The sequence below is a fragment of the Corallococcus sp. BB11-1 genome (assembly GCF_026626625.1).
Classification (GTDB): Bacteria; Myxococcota; Myxococcia; order Myxococcales; family Myxococcaceae; genus Corallococcus; species Corallococcus soli.
The window spans coordinates 105,293-122,008 of sequence record NZ_JAPNJY010000016.1 but is presented as its reverse complement, the minus strand read 5'-3'; the positions used below and the strand labels follow the sequence as shown (position 1 = coordinate 122,008).

Annotated in this window: 28 protein-coding genes; 26 read left to right on the top strand and 2 right to left on the bottom strand. The window is 66.2% G+C overall.

Translation table 11 applies throughout. The features are described from left to right. The first annotated feature begins 1 nt into the window (after position 1). From rpsS to rplQ, 26 genes are all read left to right on the top strand, one after another. A complete protein-coding gene (gene rpsS, locus OV207_RS13760) occupies positions 2–289 on the top strand; it encodes a 30S ribosomal protein S19 (RefSeq protein WP_014395864.1) in 288 nt (95 codons plus the stop codon). Positions 290–324: 35 nt separating this feature from the next. Continuing rightward, on the top strand, positions 325–669 hold the full coding sequence (gene rplV / locus OV207_RS13755) for a 50S ribosomal protein L22 (protein WP_120532368.1): 345 nt from the start codon (positions 325–327) through the stop codon (positions 667–669). A gap of 41 nt (positions 670–710) precedes the next feature. Next, positions 711–1,373, top strand: coding sequence for a 30S ribosomal protein S3 (gene rpsC / locus OV207_RS13750; RefSeq protein ID WP_193430070.1), 663 nt, complete (start codon positions 711–713; stop codon positions 1,371–1,373). 63 nt (positions 1,374–1,436) lie between these two features. Further along, on the top strand, positions 1,437–1,856 hold the full coding sequence (gene rplP, locus OV207_RS13745) for a 50S ribosomal protein L16 (RefSeq protein ID WP_120543255.1): 420 nt from the start codon (positions 1,437–1,439) through the stop codon (positions 1,854–1,856). 66 nt (positions 1,857–1,922) lie between these two features. Beyond that, complete coding sequence (gene rpmC / locus OV207_RS13740; RefSeq protein WP_120532365.1) at positions 1,923–2,129, top strand: 50S ribosomal protein L29; 207 nt, start codon at positions 1,923–1,925, stop codon at positions 2,127–2,129. Positions 2,130–2,226: 97 nt separating this feature from the next. Continuing rightward, positions 2,227–2,541, top strand: a complete 315-nt coding sequence (gene rpsQ, locus OV207_RS13735) for a 30S ribosomal protein S17 (RefSeq protein ID WP_014395869.1) — start codon at positions 2,227–2,229, stop codon at positions 2,539–2,541. Positions 2,542–2,606: 65 nt separating this feature from the next. Then, the gene (gene rplN / locus OV207_RS13730) at positions 2,607–2,975 is read left to right on the top strand and encodes a 50S ribosomal protein L14 (protein ID WP_014395870.1); all 369 of its coding nucleotides are present in this window, start codon (positions 2,607–2,609) and stop codon (positions 2,973–2,975) included. Positions 2,976–3,017: 42 nt separating this feature from the next. Continuing rightward, complete coding sequence (gene rplX, locus OV207_RS13725) at positions 3,018–3,347, top strand: 50S ribosomal protein L24 (protein WP_120532363.1); 330 nt, start codon at positions 3,018–3,020, stop codon at positions 3,345–3,347. Between the two features lie 176 nt (positions 3,348–3,523). Then, entirely contained in the window at positions 3,524–4,180 is a 657-nt protein-coding gene (rplE, locus tag OV207_RS13720) for a 50S ribosomal protein L5 (protein ID WP_120532362.1), read from the top strand. 26 nt (positions 4,181–4,206) lie between these two features. After that, positions 4,207–4,392 carry a type Z 30S ribosomal protein S14 gene (locus tag OV207_RS13715; RefSeq protein ID WP_014395873.1) on the top strand — a complete coding sequence of 62 codons (186 nt, stop codon included), beginning with the start codon at positions 4,207–4,209 and terminating at the stop codon, positions 4,390–4,392. Positions 4,393–4,560: 168 nt separating this feature from the next. Next, complete coding sequence (gene rpsH, locus OV207_RS13710) at positions 4,561–4,959, top strand: 30S ribosomal protein S8 (protein WP_120532361.1); 399 nt, start codon at positions 4,561–4,563, stop codon at positions 4,957–4,959. Positions 4,960–5,023: 64 nt separating this feature from the next. Beyond that, positions 5,024–5,590, top strand: coding sequence for a 50S ribosomal protein L6 (gene rplF, locus OV207_RS13705; RefSeq protein ID WP_193430069.1), 567 nt, complete (start codon positions 5,024–5,026; stop codon positions 5,588–5,590). Between the two features lie 108 nt (positions 5,591–5,698). Beyond that, positions 5,699–6,052 (top strand): 50S ribosomal protein L18, encoded by a 354-nt coding sequence (gene rplR / locus OV207_RS13700; RefSeq protein WP_120532359.1) that lies wholly within the window; start codon positions 5,699–5,701, stop codon positions 6,050–6,052. A gap of 22 nt (positions 6,053–6,074) precedes the next feature. Continuing rightward, positions 6,075–6,596: a 30S ribosomal protein S5 gene (rpsE, locus tag OV207_RS13695; RefSeq protein ID WP_014395877.1), complete on the top strand. Its 522-nt coding sequence runs from the start codon at positions 6,075–6,077 to the stop codon at positions 6,594–6,596. A 2-nt stretch (positions 6,597–6,598) separates the two neighbouring features. Continuing rightward, positions 6,599–6,868 (top strand): 50S ribosomal protein L30, encoded by a 270-nt coding sequence (gene rpmD / locus OV207_RS13690; RefSeq protein WP_193430068.1) that lies wholly within the window; start codon positions 6,599–6,601, stop codon positions 6,866–6,868. Positions 6,869–6,885: 17 nt separating this feature from the next. Continuing rightward, positions 6,886–7,413, top strand: a complete 528-nt coding sequence (rplO, locus tag OV207_RS13685) for a 50S ribosomal protein L15 (protein ID WP_193430067.1) — start codon at positions 6,886–6,888, stop codon at positions 7,411–7,413. 131 nt (positions 7,414–7,544) lie between these two features. Beyond that, positions 7,545–8,891 carry a preprotein translocase subunit SecY gene (gene secY / locus OV207_RS13680; protein ID WP_193430066.1) on the top strand — a complete coding sequence of 449 codons (1,347 nt, stop codon included), beginning with the start codon at positions 7,545–7,547 and terminating at the stop codon, positions 8,889–8,891. Between the two features lie 90 nt (positions 8,892–8,981). Beyond that, complete coding sequence (locus tag OV207_RS13675) at positions 8,982–9,632, top strand: adenylate kinase (protein WP_267555666.1); 651 nt, start codon at positions 8,982–8,984, stop codon at positions 9,630–9,632. A gap of 111 nt (positions 9,633–9,743) precedes the next feature. After that, on the top strand, positions 9,744–10,487 hold the full coding sequence (map, locus tag OV207_RS13670) for a type I methionyl aminopeptidase (RefSeq protein WP_267555663.1): 744 nt from the start codon (positions 9,744–9,746) through the stop codon (positions 10,485–10,487). Positions 10,488–10,644: 157 nt separating this feature from the next. After that, positions 10,645–10,863 carry a translation initiation factor IF-1 gene (gene infA / locus OV207_RS13665; RefSeq protein ID WP_002614803.1) on the top strand — a complete coding sequence of 73 codons (219 nt, stop codon included), beginning with the start codon at positions 10,645–10,647 and terminating at the stop codon, positions 10,861–10,863. Positions 10,864–10,929: 66 nt separating this feature from the next. Beyond that, positions 10,930–11,046: a 50S ribosomal protein L36 gene (rpmJ, locus tag OV207_RS13660; RefSeq protein WP_002633586.1), complete on the top strand. Its 117-nt coding sequence runs from the start codon at positions 10,930–10,932 to the stop codon at positions 11,044–11,046. 55 nt (positions 11,047–11,101) lie between these two features. Further along, entirely contained in the window at positions 11,102–11,485 is a 384-nt protein-coding gene (gene rpsM / locus OV207_RS13655; protein WP_120532354.1) for a 30S ribosomal protein S13, read from the top strand. A gap of 73 nt (positions 11,486–11,558) precedes the next feature. Continuing rightward, on the top strand, positions 11,559–11,999 hold the full coding sequence (gene rpsK, locus OV207_RS13650; RefSeq protein ID WP_227028005.1) for a 30S ribosomal protein S11: 441 nt from the start codon (positions 11,559–11,561) through the stop codon (positions 11,997–11,999). A gap of 66 nt (positions 12,000–12,065) precedes the next feature. Beyond that, complete coding sequence (rpsD, locus tag OV207_RS13645) at positions 12,066–12,692, top strand: 30S ribosomal protein S4 (RefSeq protein ID WP_193430064.1); 627 nt, start codon at positions 12,066–12,068, stop codon at positions 12,690–12,692. A gap of 201 nt (positions 12,693–12,893) precedes the next feature. After that, positions 12,894–13,916, top strand: coding sequence for a DNA-directed RNA polymerase subunit alpha (locus OV207_RS13640; RefSeq protein ID WP_193430063.1), 1,023 nt, complete (start codon positions 12,894–12,896; stop codon positions 13,914–13,916). A 193-nt stretch (positions 13,917–14,109) separates the two neighbouring features. Next, complete coding sequence (gene rplQ, locus OV207_RS13635) at positions 14,110–14,526, top strand: 50S ribosomal protein L17 (protein ID WP_120543265.1); 417 nt, start codon at positions 14,110–14,112, stop codon at positions 14,524–14,526. Positions 14,527–14,646: 120 nt separating this feature from the next. Here rplQ and OV207_RS13630 read toward each other — a convergent pair whose 3' ends face one another. Further along, positions 14,647–15,207: a hypothetical protein gene (locus OV207_RS13630; protein ID WP_267555650.1), complete on the bottom strand. Its 561-nt coding sequence runs from the start codon at positions 15,205–15,207 to the stop codon at positions 14,647–14,649. A gap of 121 nt (positions 15,208–15,328) precedes the next feature. After that, positions 15,329–16,711, bottom strand: a complete 1,383-nt coding sequence (locus OV207_RS13625; protein ID WP_267555649.1) for a tetratricopeptide repeat protein — start codon at positions 16,709–16,711, stop codon at positions 15,329–15,331. Between the last annotated feature and the right edge of the window lie 5 nt (positions 16,712–16,716).

Sequence of the window (16,716 nt, the reverse complement as noted above, 5' to 3'; positions counted from 1 at the left end):
CATGGCTCGTTCGATCAAGAAGGGTCCGTTCGTCGATGATCACCTCCTCAAGAAGATCGAGGGGATGATCGCGGCGAACAAGAAGGCGGTCGTCAAGACCTGGTCCCGGCGCTCCACGATTCTCCCTGAGTTCGTGGGTCACACCTTCGCCGTGCACAACGGCAAGAAGTTCATTCCGGTGTTCGTCACGGAGAACATGGTGGGCCACAAGCTCGGCGAGTTCGCCCCGACGCGTACCTTCGGTGGCCACTCGGCGGAGAAGAAGGTCGCCAAGGCCCCGGGCAAGTAGCCCGTTCGTTCGCCTGAGAGCCTGAGGAGATGACCATGGAGTCGACTGCACATCTGCGTCACCTGCGCATGAGCCCGCGAAAGCTGTCCCTCGTCGCGGCGCTCATCCGGGGCAAGCCTGTTGAGGCTGCCCTGAACATCCTGAAGTTCACCCCGCGCGCTGCTGCGCGGCCGGTGGAGAAGCTCATCAAGAGCGCCGTCGCCAACGCGACGGATCTGTCCAAGGGGCAGGTCGACGTGGATACCCTCTACGTCAAGACCATCTCCGTGGATCAGGCCGCCACCCAGCGCCGGTTTATGCCGCGCGCCATGGGGCGCGCGACGCCCATCCAGAAGAAGTCCGCCCACGTCCACGTCGTGTTGGCAGACGCCAAGAAGTAGGACCCGTCGGGCCCTGCCCGGACGCACCAAGGAGAATCAGTTTGGGACAGAAAGTACATCCGATCGGGTTCCGGCTCGGCGTCATCAAGACCTGGGACTCCAAGTGGTTCGAGCACAAGAACTACGCCCAGTGGCTCCACGAGGACATTCGCATCCGCGAGTTCGTGAAGAAGTCACTGAATCATGCGGGCGTCTCCAAGGTGGAGATTGAGCGCGCCGCCAACAAGGTGAAGGTCAACGTCCACACCGCTCGACCGGGTATCGTCATCGGTAAGCGCGGCGCGGGCATCGAGACCGTCAAGAAGGACCTGCAGCAGTTCACCAAGAACGAGGTCTTCCTGAACATCGTCGAGGTCCGCAAGGCCGAGACGGACGCGCAGCTCGTGGCGGAGAACATCGCCACGCAGCTCGAGCGCCGCATCGCGTTCCGCCGCGCCATGAAGAAGGCGCTGCAGACGGCGATGAAGTTCGGGGCCAAGGGCATCCGTATTGCCTGCTCGGGGCGCCTGGGTGGCGCCGAGATGGCGCGCTACGAGTGGTACCGCGAGGGCCGCGTGCCCCTGCACACCCTTCGTGCCGACATCGACTTCGGCTTCGCCGAGGCCAAGACGACCTACGGCAAGATTGGCTGCAAGGTCTGGATCTGCAAGGGCGAGGTCCTCCCGGGCAAGGGCGGCCAGGCCCCCATGCCCACCAACCGGTAAGACGCCCTCAGCAGGGCGGGTTGAAAGACCCGCCCTGTCCGTGAGGCACGAAGGACAGCGACGATGCTTCAGCCTGCTCGAACCAAATACCGAAAGATGCAGAAGGGCCGCATGGGCGGCGCGGCCCACCGGGGCAGCGACCTCACGTATGGTGAGTTCGGCCTGGTGAGCCTCCAGCCGGGCTGGATCACCTCGCGACAGATCGAGGCGGCCCGTATCGCGATGACCCGCCACGTGAAGCGCGGCGGCAAGATCTGGATCCGGATTTTCCCGGACAAGCCCATCACGAAGAAGCCCGCCGAGACCCGAATGGGTACCGGAAAGGGTGGCGTGGAGTACTACGTCGCGGTGGTCAAGCCGGGTCGCGTCCTCTATGAGATGGAGGGCATGACGAACGAGATCGCCAGAGGGGCGCTGAAGCTGGCGCAGGCGAAGCTGCCGCTGCTCACCAAGATCGTGCAGCGCAAGGACCTCTCGCTGTAGTCACGCACCGCGGCGGGCGCCCCCCTCGAAACAGGGAGGGCGTCCGCATCGCGCCGAGGAGACAAGATGGCGACTGCGAAGGAACTGAAGGACCTGTCGACGGATGACCTGCAGAATCGTGCGAAGGAACTGCGCGACACGCTGGTCCAGGATCGACTGAAGCGCCGGACCGGCTCGCTGGACAGCCCTGCAGAGGGCGTGCAGCATCGCCGCGATCTGGCCCGCATCCTCACCGTCCTGGGCGAGAAGGCCCGGGCCGCGAAGGCGGGGTAGTTGTAGCAGTGCATCCGTGATGGCGTCCGGGCTCACCCGGGCGCCCGCGGCCATCCGGGCAGAGGGCCCGGGTGCATGACAGACAGTGAGAACCAACATGGCTGAAGCGACCGAAACGCCCGCTGCCGAGACCTCCACCCGGGGTCGTCCCAAGACCCGCGTGGGCATCGTCACCTCCAACAAGATGCAGAAGACGGTGGTCGTCACCGTCCAGCGCCGCGCTCCCCACCCGAAGTACGGGAAGATCATGAGCCTGCGCGAGAAGTACAAGGCGCACGTCGAGGATCACGACTACCCGAAGAAGGTCACGATCAACGAGGGTGACCGGGTGCGCATCGCCGAGACCAAGCCCGCTTCGAAGGACAAGCGTTGGCGCGTGGTCGAGGTGTTGGAGAAGAGCAAGAACGTCTAGGTAGGCCACACCGGGTCCGCACGCCATGAAGCGGGCGGCCTGGTTCGAGCAAGAGGAGACTTCACATGATTCAGATGCAGAGTGTGCTCGATGTGGCCGACAACTCGGGCGCCAAGAAGGTGTTTTGCATCAAGGTTCTCGGCGGCTCCAAGCGCAAGTACGCCTCCATCGGCGACGTCATTGTCGTGTCGATCCGCGAGGCGCTGCCCAACTCCAAGGTGAAGAAGGGTGACGTGGCCAAGGCCGTCATCGTCCGCACCCGTCGCGAGGTGGGTCGGGCGGATGGCAGCTACATCAAGTTCGACGGCAACTCGGCGGTCCTCATCAACAAGGACCTGGAGCCCATCGGGACGCGCATCTTTGGGCCGGTGGCCCGTGAGCTGCGTGCCCGTAAGTTCATGAAGATCATCTCGCTGGCGCCCGAGGTCCTCTAAGAGGACGCAGGCCGGACGGCGAACAGCCAGAGTGAGGAAGCCATGCAGAAGCTGAAAGTCGGTGACACGATCCAGGTCATCTCCGGGTCCGAGCGCTCGGAGAAGACGCCGGCGACGAAGCGCGGCAAGGTGCTGAAGGTCGACCGGGAGGCGGGCCGCGTGACGGTCGAGGGCCTGCGCCTGGTCAAGCGCCACATGCGCAAGACGCCGCAGAGCCCCGAGGGCGGCATCATCGAGAAGCCGGGTACCATCGCGCTCTCGAACGTCCAGGTGGTGTGCGCCAAGTGTGACAAGCCGACCCGCGTCGGCATCCGCAAGGAGGGAGAAGCCTCCAAGCGGTTCTGCAAGCAGTGTGACGCCCTGATTGACTAGGGGTCCGTGTTCGGGCATGTATGCGCGCCCCTTGCTCCACCTTCCGGTGGGGCAGGCGGGCGTGCACGCCTGGAGGGCTGAAATTGTGGGCCTCTCCGGGTGTTTCCAGGTTCCAGAAGAAGGACTGATCGGGCGCGCTGGGTTCAGAACGGCGTTCCGAAGCAGGGGATTGAAAAATGGCTGACGAGAAGAAGGCCGAACCGAAGGACAAGAAGGAAAAGAAGCGCGGACGCAAGGAAGAAGCCAAGAAGGTCGGCTTCGCCGCGAACATCGAGGAAGGCCTGAAGGCCCGCTCGGCGCGTCTGAAGGATCGTTTCCGCAAGGAAGGCGTTCCGTCGCTCATGAAGGAGCTGGGGCTCAACAACCCCATGGAAGTGCCGCGGCTGGAGAAGATCGTCGTCAACATGGGTCTGGGCGAGGCGCTCGCCAACAACAAGATCCTGGAGTCGGCGGTGGACCAGCTGGCCGCCATCACCGGTCAGAAGCCGGTCGTGACGCGTGCGCGCAAGTCCATCGCGAACTTCAAGCTGCGCCAGGGCCAGGCCATCGGTGCTGCGGTCACGCTGCGCGGCGACCGCATGTTCGAGTTCATGGACCGTCTGATCTCCGTCGCGCTCCCGCGCGTGCGTGACTTCAAGGGCGTGTCCCCGAAGGCCTTCGACGGGAAGGGCAACTACACGCTCGGAGTGCGCGAGCAGATCATCTTCCCGGAAATCAACTACGATCAGATCGAGAAGGTGAAGGGGCTCAACATCAGCTTCGTCACCACCGCCCCGAACGACGAGCAGGGACTGGCGCTGATGCGTCACTTCGGCATGCCGTTCCGTCAGTAGGACCGAGTTCAGGACTCCCATCGATCATGGCCAAGCTCTCCAAGATTGCCCAGGCGAAGCGCAAGCTGAAGTTCCCCGTGCGTCAGTACAACCGCTGTGGTCTGTGCGGTCGTCCTCGCGCCTTCCTGCGCAAGTTCAAGATGTGCCGTATCTGCCTGCGCCACCGTGCGCTGCGCGGCGAGATCACCGGCGTCACCAAGTCGTCCTGGTAGACCGCTGGATTCGCGGTGCCAGCCCCGCCCTGAAGAGGGTAGGGTGGTGCACCGCCGAAGTAGAAGGGCAGTGGCGATCACCGCGAACCCCCGGGATGGGCCCGGCAGGCGTGGGTGGTTGCGATCGCGGAGTCGCCCTGAAGGGGACGCCGCTTCGGAAGGTGTTTCATGCCGGTCAATGATCCCGTTGGCGACATGCTGACCCGCCTGCGCAATGCTTCGCGCGCGCGGCACGACAAGGTCGTCATCCCCCACTCGAAGCTCAAGGTCGAGGTCATCAAGGTCCTCAAGGACGAGGGCTACATCGGTGACTTCACCATCCACGAGCTCGCGCCGCAGAGCGAGATCTCCGTCCAGCTGAAGTACGGCCCGGATCGCAGCCCGGCGATCACCGGTATCCACCGCGTGTCGAAGCCTGGTCTGCGCCGCTACGTGACGGTCCGCGAGATCCCGCAGGTGCTGGGAGGCATGGGCATTTCCATCCTCTCCACGTCGCGCGGCATCCTGGTGGACACCGAGGCCCGGAAGCAGAAGGTCGGCGGCGAGCTGCTCTGCAAGGTCTACTAGCCAGGAGTCTGGGTGTAGCGCCCCGCGAGGAGCGCGCCCCAGGCGACCCGAGCACGAGGCAATCATGAGTCGGATTGGAAAACTGGCGATCAAGCTTGGCGACAAGACGAAAGTCAACATCGCCAACGAGCAGGTCAACTTCGAAGGGCCCAAGGGCAAGCTGTCCGTCAAGCTCCCCGCCAAGGTGAAGGTGGAGGTGAAGGACGGCCAGGTGACGGTGCAGCGCGAGGACGACTCTCGCGAGGCTCGCAGCCTCCACGGCCTGACGCGCACCATCCTCGCCAACGCGGCGAAGGGTGTGTCGACGGGGTTCGAGAGGCGCCTGGACATCCGCGGCGTTGGTTTCCGCGCGGAAGTGAAGGGCAAGGCGATCCACTTCTCCCTCGGCTACTCCCACCCGGTGGTGTTCAACCTGCCGGAAGGCGTGACGGCCGAAGTCGATAAGGCTTCGCGCACCGAGGACAGCCTTCCCACGGTGGGGCTGACGCTCCGCTCGGCGGACAAGGAAGCCCTGGGCGCCACGGCGGTCAACATCCGCTCGCTGCGCCCGCCGGAGCCCTACAAGGGCAAGGGCATCAAGTACTCCGAGGAGCGCATCCGTCGCAAGGAGGGCAAGACCGGTACGACGTAGTCGTCGCCCCGTCTTCGCCAATAGTTCAACCCTGCCGGGCCCTGGGGCCAGGCGGAATCATCCGGCGGTGGAAGGCCGCATCGCCGCCGGACGGAAAAGGAAGCAGCCATGTCCAAGGTCGATCAGCGTCTCAAGAGGAAGAACCGCATCCGCAAGAAGCTCTCGGGAACCACCGAGCGCCCGCGGCTTACGGTGTACAAGAGCCTCAAGCACATCTACGCGCAGGTGGTGGATGACTCCACCGGCCGCACGTTGGCGTATGCTTCCTCCCTGTCCAAGGAGCTGAAGGGCAAGGACGAGGGCGACAAGAAGTCCGACGCCAAGCGGGTGGGTTCTCTCATCGCGGAGAAGTGCAAGGCCGCCAACGTCGACGCGGTGGTTTTCGACCGCAACGGCTTCCCCTACCATGGGCGCATCGCTGCCGTGGCCGACGCCGCGCGCGAAGCCGGCCTGAAGTTCTAGGTACCAGAAAGGAATTCCTCAAGTGGCAACTCCGATCAATCCGAACGATCTGGACCTGACCGACCGCGTGGTGAACATCAACCGCGTGGCCAAGGTGGTTAAGGGTGGCCGTCGTTTCTCGTTCGCCGCGCTCGTCGTGGTGGGCGATGGCAACGGGCACGTGGGCGTGGGCCTGGGCAAGGCCAACGAAGTCCCCGAAGCCATCCGCAAGGGCGGCGAGAACGCGAAGAAGAACCTGTTCCGCGTTCCGCGCATGGGTCACACCATTCCGCACGAGATCCTGGGGCACTTCGGTGCCGGCTGGGTGCTCTTGAAGCCGGCCAGCGAAGGTACGGGCGTCATCGCCGGTGGTGCGGTGCGCGCGGTCCTCGAGGCGGCGGGTATCCGGAACATCCTGACGAAGAGCCAGGGTTCCCGGAATCCGCACAACGTGCTGAAGGCTACGGTGGCGGGCCTGAAGCTGCTGCGCAGCGCCGAGCAGGTCGCGCGGCTGCGTGGCAAGGACGTCGAAACCCAGAAGCTCGCGGGCGAGGCGAGGGGCTAGTCATGGCGCTCAAGGTTAAGCTGATGAAGAGCTTCTCGGGTTCTTCCGAGGACATGCTGGCCACCATCCGTGGCCTCGGTCTGAAGAAGTTCGGTGACGAGCGGCTGTTGAAGGACACCCCGGCGGTGCGCGGCATGGTGTTCAAGGTGAAGCACCTGGTCTCCCTGGAGACGGTCAGCCAGGAGGCCCCGGCGCCCAAGCGTCGCAAGCCCCGGAAGATCGTTGCCCGGGACCGCGCCCTGGAGCGCCTGGCCGCCAAGGCCAAGGCCTGAGGAACGAGGATCCAATCATGAGCATCCTGACAAACCTGAAGCGTCCCGAGGGCTCCTGGCACCGCAAGAAGCGCGTCGGTCGCGGCCAGGGTAGCGGCCTCGGCAAGACGGCAGGCCGCGGTGGCAAGGGCCAGAAGGCCCGCTCCGGCAACATGCGGTTCGAAGGCTTCGAAGGCGGTCAGAGCCCGCTGCAGCGTCGCCTTCCGAAGTTCGGCTTCAACCCGCCCAATCGCACCGTGTACGCGGTGGTGAACCTGGGTGACCTCGAGCACGTGTTCGACGCGGGCGCGACGGTGGACGAGGCCGCATTGAAGCAGGCGGGCCTGGTCAAGGGCCGTTATGACGGTGTGAAGGTTCTGGCCCACGGGGAGCTCGCCAAGAAGCTCACCGTGCGCGTGAACAAGGTGTCCGCGGCGGCTCGCGAGAACATCGAGAAGGCCGGTGGCTCCGTGGAAGAGCTGCCGCTGGTGGCGCACAAGCCTGAGTCGGCCGCGAAGGCCCACTCCGGCAAGGGCGTCAAGGCCCCTCGCCAGCCCCGGGCGTAGGCGTGACAGGCGTGCATCACAGCGATGTGGTGCGCGCCTTCAGCCTTGTGTAGGCTTCCGCGCCCCTTTCCGGAACCGGAGAGGGGCGTTTGTTGTTGCTGGCAGAACCTCTTGAAGAGGATGGCTTTCCCGTGGCCTTGAACGCCTTCGCCAATGTCTTCCGCATCGCGGAGCTGCGCAGCCGGCTTGCGTACACGCTCGTGCTGCTGTCCGTCTACCGCATCGGCATCTTCATCAACACGCCGGGCGTGGACCGTTCCGCGATGAACGCGTTCATGGACGCCCAGAAGCAACAGGGCGGCCTGGTGTCGCTGTTCAACCTCTTCTCCGGCGGCGCGCTGGAGCAGATGTCCATCTTCGGTCTGGGCATCATGCCGTACGTCAGCGCCTCCATCATCATCCAGCTGCTGGCGGTGGTCGTGCCCAGTCTGGAGCGGCTCCAGAAGGAAGGCGCCGCGGGTCGGCAGAAGATCAACCAGTACACCCGTTACGGCACCATCGCGCTGTCCATCGTGCAGGGAGTGGGCATCTCGCGGTGGCTGGCCTCGCTGGGGCGCTCCGACGCAGGGCAGAGCGGCTTCAACCAGGTGGTGGTGCCCAACGACAACCTCTGGTTCACGTTCATGACGGTCGTCAGCCTCACGGCAGGCACGGCCTTCATCATGTGGCTGGGCGAGCGCATCACCGAACGCGGCATCGGCAATGGCATCTCGCTCATCATCTTCGCAGGCATCGTGGCGCGGGTGTTGCCGGGCGCGAAGCAGTTGCTGGACCTGACGACGCAGGAAGTGGTGAACGTGGCGGCCGTGCTGGGCCTGCTGTTCTTCATGCTGCTCATCATCGGCGTGGTGGTCTACGTGGAGCGCGGCATGCGGCGCGTGCCCATCCAGTACGCCAAGCGCATGGCGGGGCGACGGATGTTCGCGGGGCAGGCGACGTATTTCCCCATGAAGGTGAATGCGTCGGGCGTGATTCCCCCCATCTTCGCTGGCGCGGTGTTGTCGTTCCCCGCGACGCTCGGAGCGTGGTTCCCGTTCCTGCAGGGTTTCCAGCGCAGCATCGAAGGCAACCTCTGGGTGTACAACGGGCTCTTCGTGCTGATGGTGGTGTTCTTCTCCTACTTCTATACGGCGCTCACGTTCCGGCCGGATGACGTGGCGGACAACATCAAGAAGCAGGGCGGCTACATCCCCGGCATCCGTCCGGGACGCCAGACGGCGGAGTTCATCGAGCGCGTGCTCAACCGGCTGACGTTCGGCGGCTCCATCTACCTGGCCATCATCTGCGTGATTCCGACGGTCATCAGCAGCGTGCTGGGTGTGCAGTTCACGTTCGGCGGCACGGCACTCCTCATCGTGGTGGGGGTGGCGCTGGACACGGTGCAGCAGATCGAGGGTCACCTCATCAGCCGCAACTACGAAGGTTTCGCTGGTCCGCGCGGTCCGCGCATCCGTGGTCGGGTTCGCGTGGCGGCCTGACGGCTGGCGGTTGTGTTCCGGGCGCCTCTCTCCAGTGGTGGGGAGGGGCGCCTCGTCGTTCAAGGATGGACGCTGGTGCAAAGGAGCGACATGAACCTCATCCTGTTGGGGCCGCCGAACGCCGGGAAGGGTACCCAGGCGAAGAAGCTCTACGCGGACTTCCAGATCCCGCAGATCTCCACCGGGGACATCCTGCGCAAGGCCGTGAAGGATGGCACGGCGCTGGGCAAGGTGGCCGGGCCGCTGATGGCTGCGGGGCAATACGTGCCTGACGACGTCGTCATTGGCATCGTGGAGGAGCGGCTGAAGGAGCCGGACGTGGCCCAGGGGTTCGTGCTGGATGGCTTCCCGCGCACGCCCGGCCAGGCGGATGCTTTGGACCAGATGCTCATCCGGCTGGGGCGACAACTGGACGCAGTCGTGTCCCTGGAGGTTCCGCACTCCACGCTGGTCGAGCGAGGCTCGGGCCGGCGTGTGTGCCCCAATGACGGGTCGGTGTACCACGTCACCCAGAACCCCCCGAAGCGTGCGGGGATGTGTGACAAGTGCAGCTCAGAGCTCGTCCAGCGCGAGGACGACACGCCGGAGGTCATCGAGCGGCGCCTGCGGAAGTACGACGCGGAGACCTCTCCCCTGAAGGACTTCTACGCGAAGAAGGGCCTGCTCAAGAGCGTGGACGGCGTGGGGGCCCCTGAGGGCATCTACGAGGAGATCAAGAAGGCGGCAGGTCGGTCTTCCTGAGCAGGCACCAGGCAGTGGAGCGATGGCTCGGTGAAGAGCCGGACTTTCGCTTCCCTGGGCGCGGGTTCCCGGGACGCAGCACGCCGGTAGGGAAAGAGGCGCGGGAACCCGATGGAGCTCAAGAGCCCCGGCGAGATTGCCCTGATGCGGGAAGCAGGGCGAATCGTTCGTGAAATCCTGGATGAGCTGGAGAAGGCCGTGGCGCCGGGTGTCTCTACCTGGGAGCTGGATGCCCTGGCCGAGCAGCTCATCGCCAAGAAGGGGGCCAGGTCAGCGTTCAAGGGTTACCACGGCTTCCCGGGCGTACTCTGCGCCTCCGTGAACCAGGAGGTGGTCCATGGCATCCCCAACCGGAAGCGCAGGCTGGTGGCAGGAGACCTGATGAAGCTGGACTTCGGGGTGGTGTACCGGGGCTTCTTCGGGGACTCGGCGCGGACGGTGCCTGTGGGAAGGGTGACCGCCGAGGCCCAGGCCCTGGTGGACGCCACCCGTCAGTCCCTGGAGAAGGCCATCCAGGCGATGCAGGTGGGTAACCGGATAGGCGATATCGGGCATGCCGTGCAGAGCCACGTGGAAGCCCGGGGGTTTTCGGTGGTGCGGGACTTCGTGGGGCATGGCATCGGTCGGAAGCTCCACGAGCCGCCGCAGGTGCCCAACTACGGGCAGGCGGGCTCGGGGCTGAAGCTGCGGCCAGGCATGGTCCTGGCGGTGGAGCCGATGGTGAACCAGGGAACGGCCGACGTGGAGGTGCTGGAGGACGAGTGGACGGCCGTCACGGTGGATGGGAAGTTGTCCGCCCACTTCGAGCACACCATCCTGATTTCGGAGCGCGGGCCGGAAGTGCTTACCCGCTGATCCTGCAGGCCCCCCAGACCCGGGGTGAAATAGGGTGATGTCAGAGGGTGTTGATAGATGTCCCATTTTCGAATCGCGCGGTGCTTGCTACTTACGGACCAAAGTGTTATCCCGCCGCGCTTCCAGAAGGTTCGTGGTCCGGGAAGAAGGTTGACGCTTGCCGAAGGATGATTCCATCGAAGTCGAGGGGACCGTTATGGAACCCCTACCGAACGCGATGTTCCGCGTGGTGCTGGACAACGGCCACAAGGTGCTCGCGCACATCTCGGGCAAGATGCGGATGCATTTCATCCGCATCCTTCCGGGCGACAAGGTGAAGGTCGAGTTGTCTCCGTATGACCTGACCCGCGGACGGATCACGTACCGGGCCAAGTAATTCTCGCCGGCCGCCTTCGCGGACCGGCTGTTGTGTTTTCTCCGTTGAAGGAAGGAAGTTCGCTCCATGAAGGTTCGGGCGTCCGTCAAGAAGATCTGCGACAAGTGCAAGGTTGTCCGCCGCAAGGGCATCGTGCGCGTCATCTGCGCTTCCAACCCCCGGCACAAGCAGCGCCAGGGCTAACGGTCCCTCAGGGACCGTTGGCCTCAGACCAACTCCACAACAAGGAAGACCGAAGATGGCTCGTATCGCCGGCATCGATCTGCCGCCCAACAAGCGCGCGGTGATCTCGCTCCAGTACATCTACGGGATCGGTAACAAGACCGCGCACGACATCATCGAAGCGGCGGGCATCGATCTCACCACCCGGACCAAGGACCTCACCGAAGAGCAGGCTCGAAAGATCCGCGAGATCATCGAAGCCAGCTACAAGGTGGAGGGCGACCTCCGGCGTGAGGTGACCATGAACATCAAGCGGCTCATGGACCTGGGATGCTACCGGGGTCTGCGTCACCGCAAGGGTCTTCCGGTCCGCGGCCAGCGCACCCACACCAACGCGCGCACCCGCAAGGGTCCCAAGCGCGGCATCGTTCGCGCGAAGCCGGCCGCTCCGGCCCGCTAAACCCTCTGGCGCCCGCTGCCTCCTTTCGTGAGGCGCGGGCGTTGATCACCTACTCCCAGGAGCAGCGATTCACATGGCTGACGAGATCAATACCGCCGCCGCGCCGGCCGGTGCCGAGGGCGGCGAGGCCCCTGCGGCGAAGAAGAGCAAGCGCAAGGGCAAGAAGAACATCCTCAACGGCGTGGTCCACATCCAGTCCACGTTCAACAACACCATCATCACGATCACGGACGTGTCCGGGAACGTGATCTCCTGGTCGTCGGCCGGGGCGCGCGGCTTCAAGGGCAGCCGCAAGTCCACGCCGTTCGCGGCGCAGGTGGCCGCTGGCGACGCCGCGGCGAAGGCGATGGAGCACGGCCTCAAGACCGTGACGGTGTTCGTGAAGGGTCCGGGCGCGGGCCGCGAGTCGGCGCTGCGCGCGCTGGCCGCCGCCGGCCTGAAGATCAGCCTCATCCGCGACGTGACGCCCATCCCGCACAACGGCTGCCGTCAGCCCAAGCGCCGCCGCGTCTAATCACCGCTTCGGGCCTGGCTCGCGGTTTCGCGAGCCGGCTCCAGACCATCTGCAAGGAGAATTTCCGTGGCCCGTTACACCGCGAGCGCCTGCCGTATCTGCCGGCGTGAGAACCTGAAGATGTACCTGAAGGGCGACCGTTGCTACACGGACAAGTGCGCCATCGAGCGCCGCCCCTATCCCCCCGGTCAGCACGGCCAGGGCCGCGTGAAGTTCTCCGGCTACGGCGTGCAGCTGCGCGAGAAGCAGAAGGTCAAGCGCATGTACGGCCTGCTCGAGAACCAGTTCCGCGGGTACTACCACCGCGCGTCTGCGGCCAAGGGCAAGACGGGTGAGAACCTGCTCCAGCAGCTGGAGCTGCGCCTGGACAACGTGGTGTTCCGCATGGGCTTCGCGGACACGCGCAACGAGGCGCGCCAGCTGGTGCGTCACGGTCACTTCCAGGTCAACGGTCGCCGGGTGAACATCCCGTCGTTCTCCGTGAAGCCGGGCAGCGCCGTGGAAGTGGTGGAGAAGAGCCGCAAGGTGCTGCGCATCTCCGAGGCGCTGGAGACGGTGGACCGCCGTGGCATTCCGCAGTGGATCGACCTGGACAAGAAGGCGTTCAAGGGCACGGTGAAGACGGTCCCGAACCGTGAAGACCTGACCATGCCCATCCAGGAGCAGCTCATCGTCGAGTTGTACTCGAAGTAGTCTGGGTGCCGGGCCCGCTTCAACGGGCCCCTCCCGCAGTGGACGCCCTGGCCGACGAGGCCGGGGCGTCATTGCTTTGGTCGCCTGGAATGCGCGCTCTGCGCGCGCCGGACGACGCCGTTACGCAGTCCCCGCGTGCCCGTCCTCCCGTCACTCCGACGGGGATGTCGGTGATGGCGCACGACCCGAGGAGCAGTCCCCATGGCTGATACGTTTGTCGCGAAGAACTGGCGTGACCTCATCAAGCCGCGCCGCATGGAAGTGGACCAGGACTCGCTGAGCCCCACGTACGGCAAGTTCGTGGCGGAGCCGCTGGAGCGCGGCTTCGGGACGACGCTGGGCAACTCGCTGCGGCGGGTGCTGCTGTCGTCGCTGCAGGGCGCGGCCATCACCTCCGTGAAGATCGAGGGCGTGGACCACGAGTTCACGACCATCCCCGAGGTGGCCGAGGACGTCACGGACGTCGTGTTGAACCTGAAGGAGGTCCTCCTCCGGATGCACACGAACGAGCCGAAGACGCTGCGCATCGAGGTGGAGGGGCCCAAGGAGGTCAAGGCGGGCGACCTCATCGCGGACCAGGACGTGGAGATCCTCAACCCGGGTCACCACATCTGCACCGTGTCCGAGGGTGGCAAGGTGCGCATGGAGCTGTCGTGCCGCCGGGGCCGTGGCTACGTCGCCGCGTCCACCAACAAGGTGCCGGGTGCGCCCATCGGGACCATCCCCATCGACTCGCTCTTCTCGCCCATCCGCAAGGTGAACTACCAGGTCACCAACGCGCGCGTCGGTCAGGTCACGGACTTCGACAAGCTGTCGCTCGAGGTGTGGACGGACGGCTCCGTGGTGCCCCAGGACGCGGTGGCGTACGCGGCGAAGATCATCAAGGAGCAGCTCACGGTGTTCGTGAACTTCGACGAGACCGAGGAGCCGGTCGTCGCCGAGGCGCCGAAGGAAGAGGCGAAGCTCAACGAGAACCTGTTCCGCTCGGTGGACGAGCTGGAGCTGTCGGTGCGTTCGGCCAACTGCCTGCAGCAGGCGAACATCAAGTCCATCGGTGACCTGGTCCAGCGCACCGAAGCGGAGATGCTCAAGACGAAGAACTTCGGCCGCAAGTCCTTGAAGGAGATCAAGGAGATCCTCGCGGAGATGGGCCTGTCGCTGGGCATGAAGCTGGAGAACTGGCCGCCGAAGAACGCGCCGGCTCCCGCGGCGCCCAAGGCCTAGTTTCGACGTTTCCCGTCGTCGCAGCACCTGTCCCGCACCCCACCGACACGGCTTCACGGTGGCGCGGGGCAGGGGGCCCTGGTAGACAGGGCCCGATTCAACGGACGTCCCCGGTGTCGGGGCCGTCCTTCCCACCCGGTACCTGACACGGCCGGAGTGGTGGGGTTCTCCCAGGAGGCCCCGGAGCACGCGCATGCGCCACAAGGTCGGACAAAGGAAGCTGCACCGCACCACGAGCCACCGGCTCGCGATGCTCAACAACATGGTCACCTCGCTGCTGGAGCACGGTGCCATCCGCACCACCGTTCCCAAGGCGAAGGAAGTCCGGCCGCTGGCCGAGCGCATCATCACGCTCGCCAAGCGTGGCGGTCTGTCCAACGTGCGCCTCGCCGCGCGCACCGTGAAGGACCGCGTGGTCCTCCAGAAGGTGTTCAGCGAGTACAAGGAGCGTTACGCCTCCCGTCCGGGTGGCTATACCCGCATCATCCGCCTGGGCTTCCGCCGGGGCGATGCCGCGGAGATGGCCCTCATCGAGCTGGTGGACCGGCCCGCGAAGGCTCCGGCCGCCGCCGAGACGGAAGCCCCTGCCGAGACGAAGTCCGAGGGCTAGCCGCCCCTCCGCGTCCGGGTCTCTCCTTGCTGGGGAGGCCCGGCCGGACTTGAAACAGCACAAAGGGCGCCTTCCCGGCTTGGGAGGGCGCCCTTCGTGTTTCCAGGCGGTACGAGCCGACTACTTCTTCGGTGCGCGCAGGCGCTCCCACTCGACCTTCAGGTCCTCGGTGAGGTCGGCGCTGTCGTCCGCGCTGCGCATCTTGAGGGACTGGAAGCGCAGGTCCGCCGGCGCCGTGGTGCCGCCCGCGCCCAGGAGCTGCCGGGGCGTGATGGTCAGGAACGCTCCCGGCTGCACCTCCGCCACCGCCGCCCGGTACTGCTCGTTGACGGTGATGGTGACGTCGCGCCAGACGTCCTGGCTCTCGTTCCAGATGGTGACGGAGGGCCGGTCCAGCTTGTCGCTGAGCACCAGGCGCGCGTCCATGTCGCCCGTCGCGACGGAGCGCCCCGGGCAGGCGATGGCGAAGCTGGCCACGGACACCATCACCCAGCCGGCGACGATGCCGGCCTTGTACTTGAAGAAGCGGTCGCTCGCGCGGAAGTCCGCCAGCTGCTCCTTGAGGATGGAGAAGCCGTTGAGGACGACGTTGGAGGCCTCGGAGGCGACGCGCTTGCCCAGCGGGCCTTCCGCCTTCGGCTTCTCCAGGGGGGCCGCGCGCGCGGCGCTCACGGCGCGCATGCCGGAGCTGGTGGCCGCGCGCGGCTGGGGCGCCGGGCCAGGTGGAGGGGTGCTGGGGGAGGAGGGTTTGCGCGCGTCGCTCATCGGAAGCGGGAGTGTAGAGGCCCGGGTGTGCTGGTGGCTACTGGCCCTTGAGCAGTTGCAGGGCCCGGCTGGCCACGGCGTTGTCGGGCTGGGTCTCCAGCACCTTGCCCAGCCAGCGCTCCGCCTCGGCCGTGGCCTTCTGGCGCTCCTGGGGGCTTCGCGCCTTCTGGGCCTCTTCGGTGTAGAGCAGGCCCAGGCGCAGGGCGAACTCGGTGTTCTCCGGGTCCTTCTCCGCCACGTGCTTCAGCTCCCGCTGGGCGGCCGGGTAGTCCCCCTCCAACTGGTGCACGAGCGCCAGCTTCCCGCGCGCGGGCACCGCGTTCGGCTCCAGCGTCACCGCCACCTGGAACGCCGTCTTCGCCGCGGGGAGGTCCCGCGCTTCCAGGCTCAGGTCGCCCAGGCGGAACCAGGCGAGCTCCAGCAGCGGGTTGAGCACCACGGCCTTCTCGAAGGCGGCGCGGGCCGCGTCCGGGCGCTGGCGCGACAGGTACAGCTCCCCCAGGTAGAGCTGGTTCTTGCCGTCCCGGGGGGCGCGCTCGATGGCCTGCTTGAACTCGTCCACGGCCCGGCCGGCGTCGTCCAGGCGCTGGTAGGCGAGCCCCAGCAGGGCGTGCACCACGGCCAGGTCCGGGTAGTCGTGGAGGATCTCCTCGAAAGCGATGACGGCGTGCTGGGGCACGTCCAGCTCATGCAGGAAGCGCATGCCCTCCTCGAGCTTCGCCTCCGCCGCCTTGGGGAAGTTCTGGAAGGGGTCCGCCAGCTGGTTCATCAGCGCTCGCGCGGTGGCGACCTCCCCGGGTGAGGGGTTGCCGCGCACGACGGTGCCCAGGGCCTCCACGGCGCCCACGGTGTCCCCGGTGCGCGACAGGGCCTTGGCGAGCGGCAGCTTCCAGCCCGCGCGCTCCGGGGCCAGCTCCACGGCCTTGCGCAGGGGCCCCAGCGCGGCGACGTACTGCTCCGACTCCAGCCGCGCGACGCCCAGGCGGTAGTGGAATTCGGCGGTGGTGGGCGACAGCGTGATGGCGCGCTCGAAGGCGGCCACCGTGGGCTGGCCCGCGTCCTTCGCCCGCGAGAAGAGCGTGAGGCCCAGCATGTACTGGTCCATGGCCCGCTCGTTCCGGGCAATGGCCTGGCGCAGCTCCTCCGCCCACGCGTCCGCGCGGCCCGCCTTCACATGGGCCTCCGTGAGGGCCCTCGCCACGTCCACGTCGTCCGGCGTGCGCGCATGCAGCTCGCGCAGCAGCGGCAGGGCCTTCTCCGGCTGGTTCTCCGCCAGGTACGCGCGCGCCTGGGCCTGGGGGGCCAGGGCGGTTTGCGCGGCCTTGCCGTGGCCGCAGCCGGTGGCGAGGAGGCCCAGGCCCAGCAGGGCGACGTGGGTCCAGCGGTGCGAGCGGGGGCGGTTCAGGGGCGTCAGGTGCACGGAGG

Coding starts and splice junctions, on each gene's coding strand:
- rpmD (WP_193430068.1), top strand. CDS start 6,599: ATGGCGCTCAAGGTTAAGCTGATGAAGAGCTTCTCGGGTTCTTCCGAG.
- rpsM (WP_120532354.1), top strand. CDS start 11,102: ATGGCTCGTATCGCCGGCATCGATCTGCCGCCCAACAAGCGCGCGGTG.
- map (WP_267555663.1), top strand. CDS start 9,744: ATGGAGCTCAAGAGCCCCGGCGAGATTGCCCTGATGCGGGAAGCAGGG.
- rplO (WP_193430067.1), top strand. CDS start 6,886: ATGAGCATCCTGACAAACCTGAAGCGTCCCGAGGGCTCCTGGCACCGC.
- OV207_RS13715 (WP_014395873.1), top strand. CDS start 4,207: ATGGCCAAGCTCTCCAAGATTGCCCAGGCGAAGCGCAAGCTGAAGTTC.
- rplR (WP_120532359.1), top strand. CDS start 5,699: ATGTCCAAGGTCGATCAGCGTCTCAAGAGGAAGAACCGCATCCGCAAG.
- rpmC (WP_120532365.1), top strand. CDS start 1,923: ATGGCGACTGCGAAGGAACTGAAGGACCTGTCGACGGATGACCTGCAG.
- rplX (WP_120532363.1), top strand. CDS start 3,018: ATGCAGAAGCTGAAAGTCGGTGACACGATCCAGGTCATCTCCGGGTCC.
- rpsS (WP_014395864.1), top strand. CDS start 2: ATGGCTCGTTCGATCAAGAAGGGTCCGTTCGTCGATGATCACCTCCTC.
- rpmJ (WP_002633586.1), top strand. CDS start 10,930: ATGAAGGTTCGGGCGTCCGTCAAGAAGATCTGCGACAAGTGCAAGGTT.
- rplF (WP_193430069.1), top strand. CDS start 5,024: ATGAGTCGGATTGGAAAACTGGCGATCAAGCTTGGCGACAAGACGAAA.
- rpsQ (WP_014395869.1), top strand. CDS start 2,227: ATGGCTGAAGCGACCGAAACGCCCGCTGCCGAGACCTCCACCCGGGGT.
- rplQ (WP_120543265.1), top strand. CDS start 14,110: ATGCGCCACAAGGTCGGACAAAGGAAGCTGCACCGCACCACGAGCCAC.
- rplP (WP_120543255.1), top strand. CDS start 1,437: ATGCTTCAGCCTGCTCGAACCAAATACCGAAAGATGCAGAAGGGCCGC.
- OV207_RS13675 (WP_267555666.1), top strand. CDS start 8,982: ATGAACCTCATCCTGTTGGGGCCGCCGAACGCCGGGAAGGGTACCCAG.
- rplE (WP_120532362.1), top strand. CDS start 3,524: ATGGCTGACGAGAAGAAGGCCGAACCGAAGGACAAGAAGGAAAAGAAG.
- rpsH (WP_120532361.1), top strand. CDS start 4,561: ATGCCGGTCAATGATCCCGTTGGCGACATGCTGACCCGCCTGCGCAAT.
- rplN (WP_014395870.1), top strand. CDS start 2,607: ATGATTCAGATGCAGAGTGTGCTCGATGTGGCCGACAACTCGGGCGCC.
- OV207_RS13640 (WP_193430063.1), top strand. CDS start 12,894: ATGGCTGATACGTTTGTCGCGAAGAACTGGCGTGACCTCATCAAGCCG.
- OV207_RS13630 (WP_267555650.1), bottom strand. CDS start 15,207: ATGCGCGCCGTGAGCGCCGCGCGCGCGGCCCCCCTGGAGAAGCCGAAG.
- rplV (WP_120532368.1), top strand. CDS start 325: ATGGAGTCGACTGCACATCTGCGTCACCTGCGCATGAGCCCGCGAAAG.
- rpsK (WP_227028005.1), top strand. CDS start 11,559: ATGGCTGACGAGATCAATACCGCCGCCGCGCCGGCCGGTGCCGAGGGC.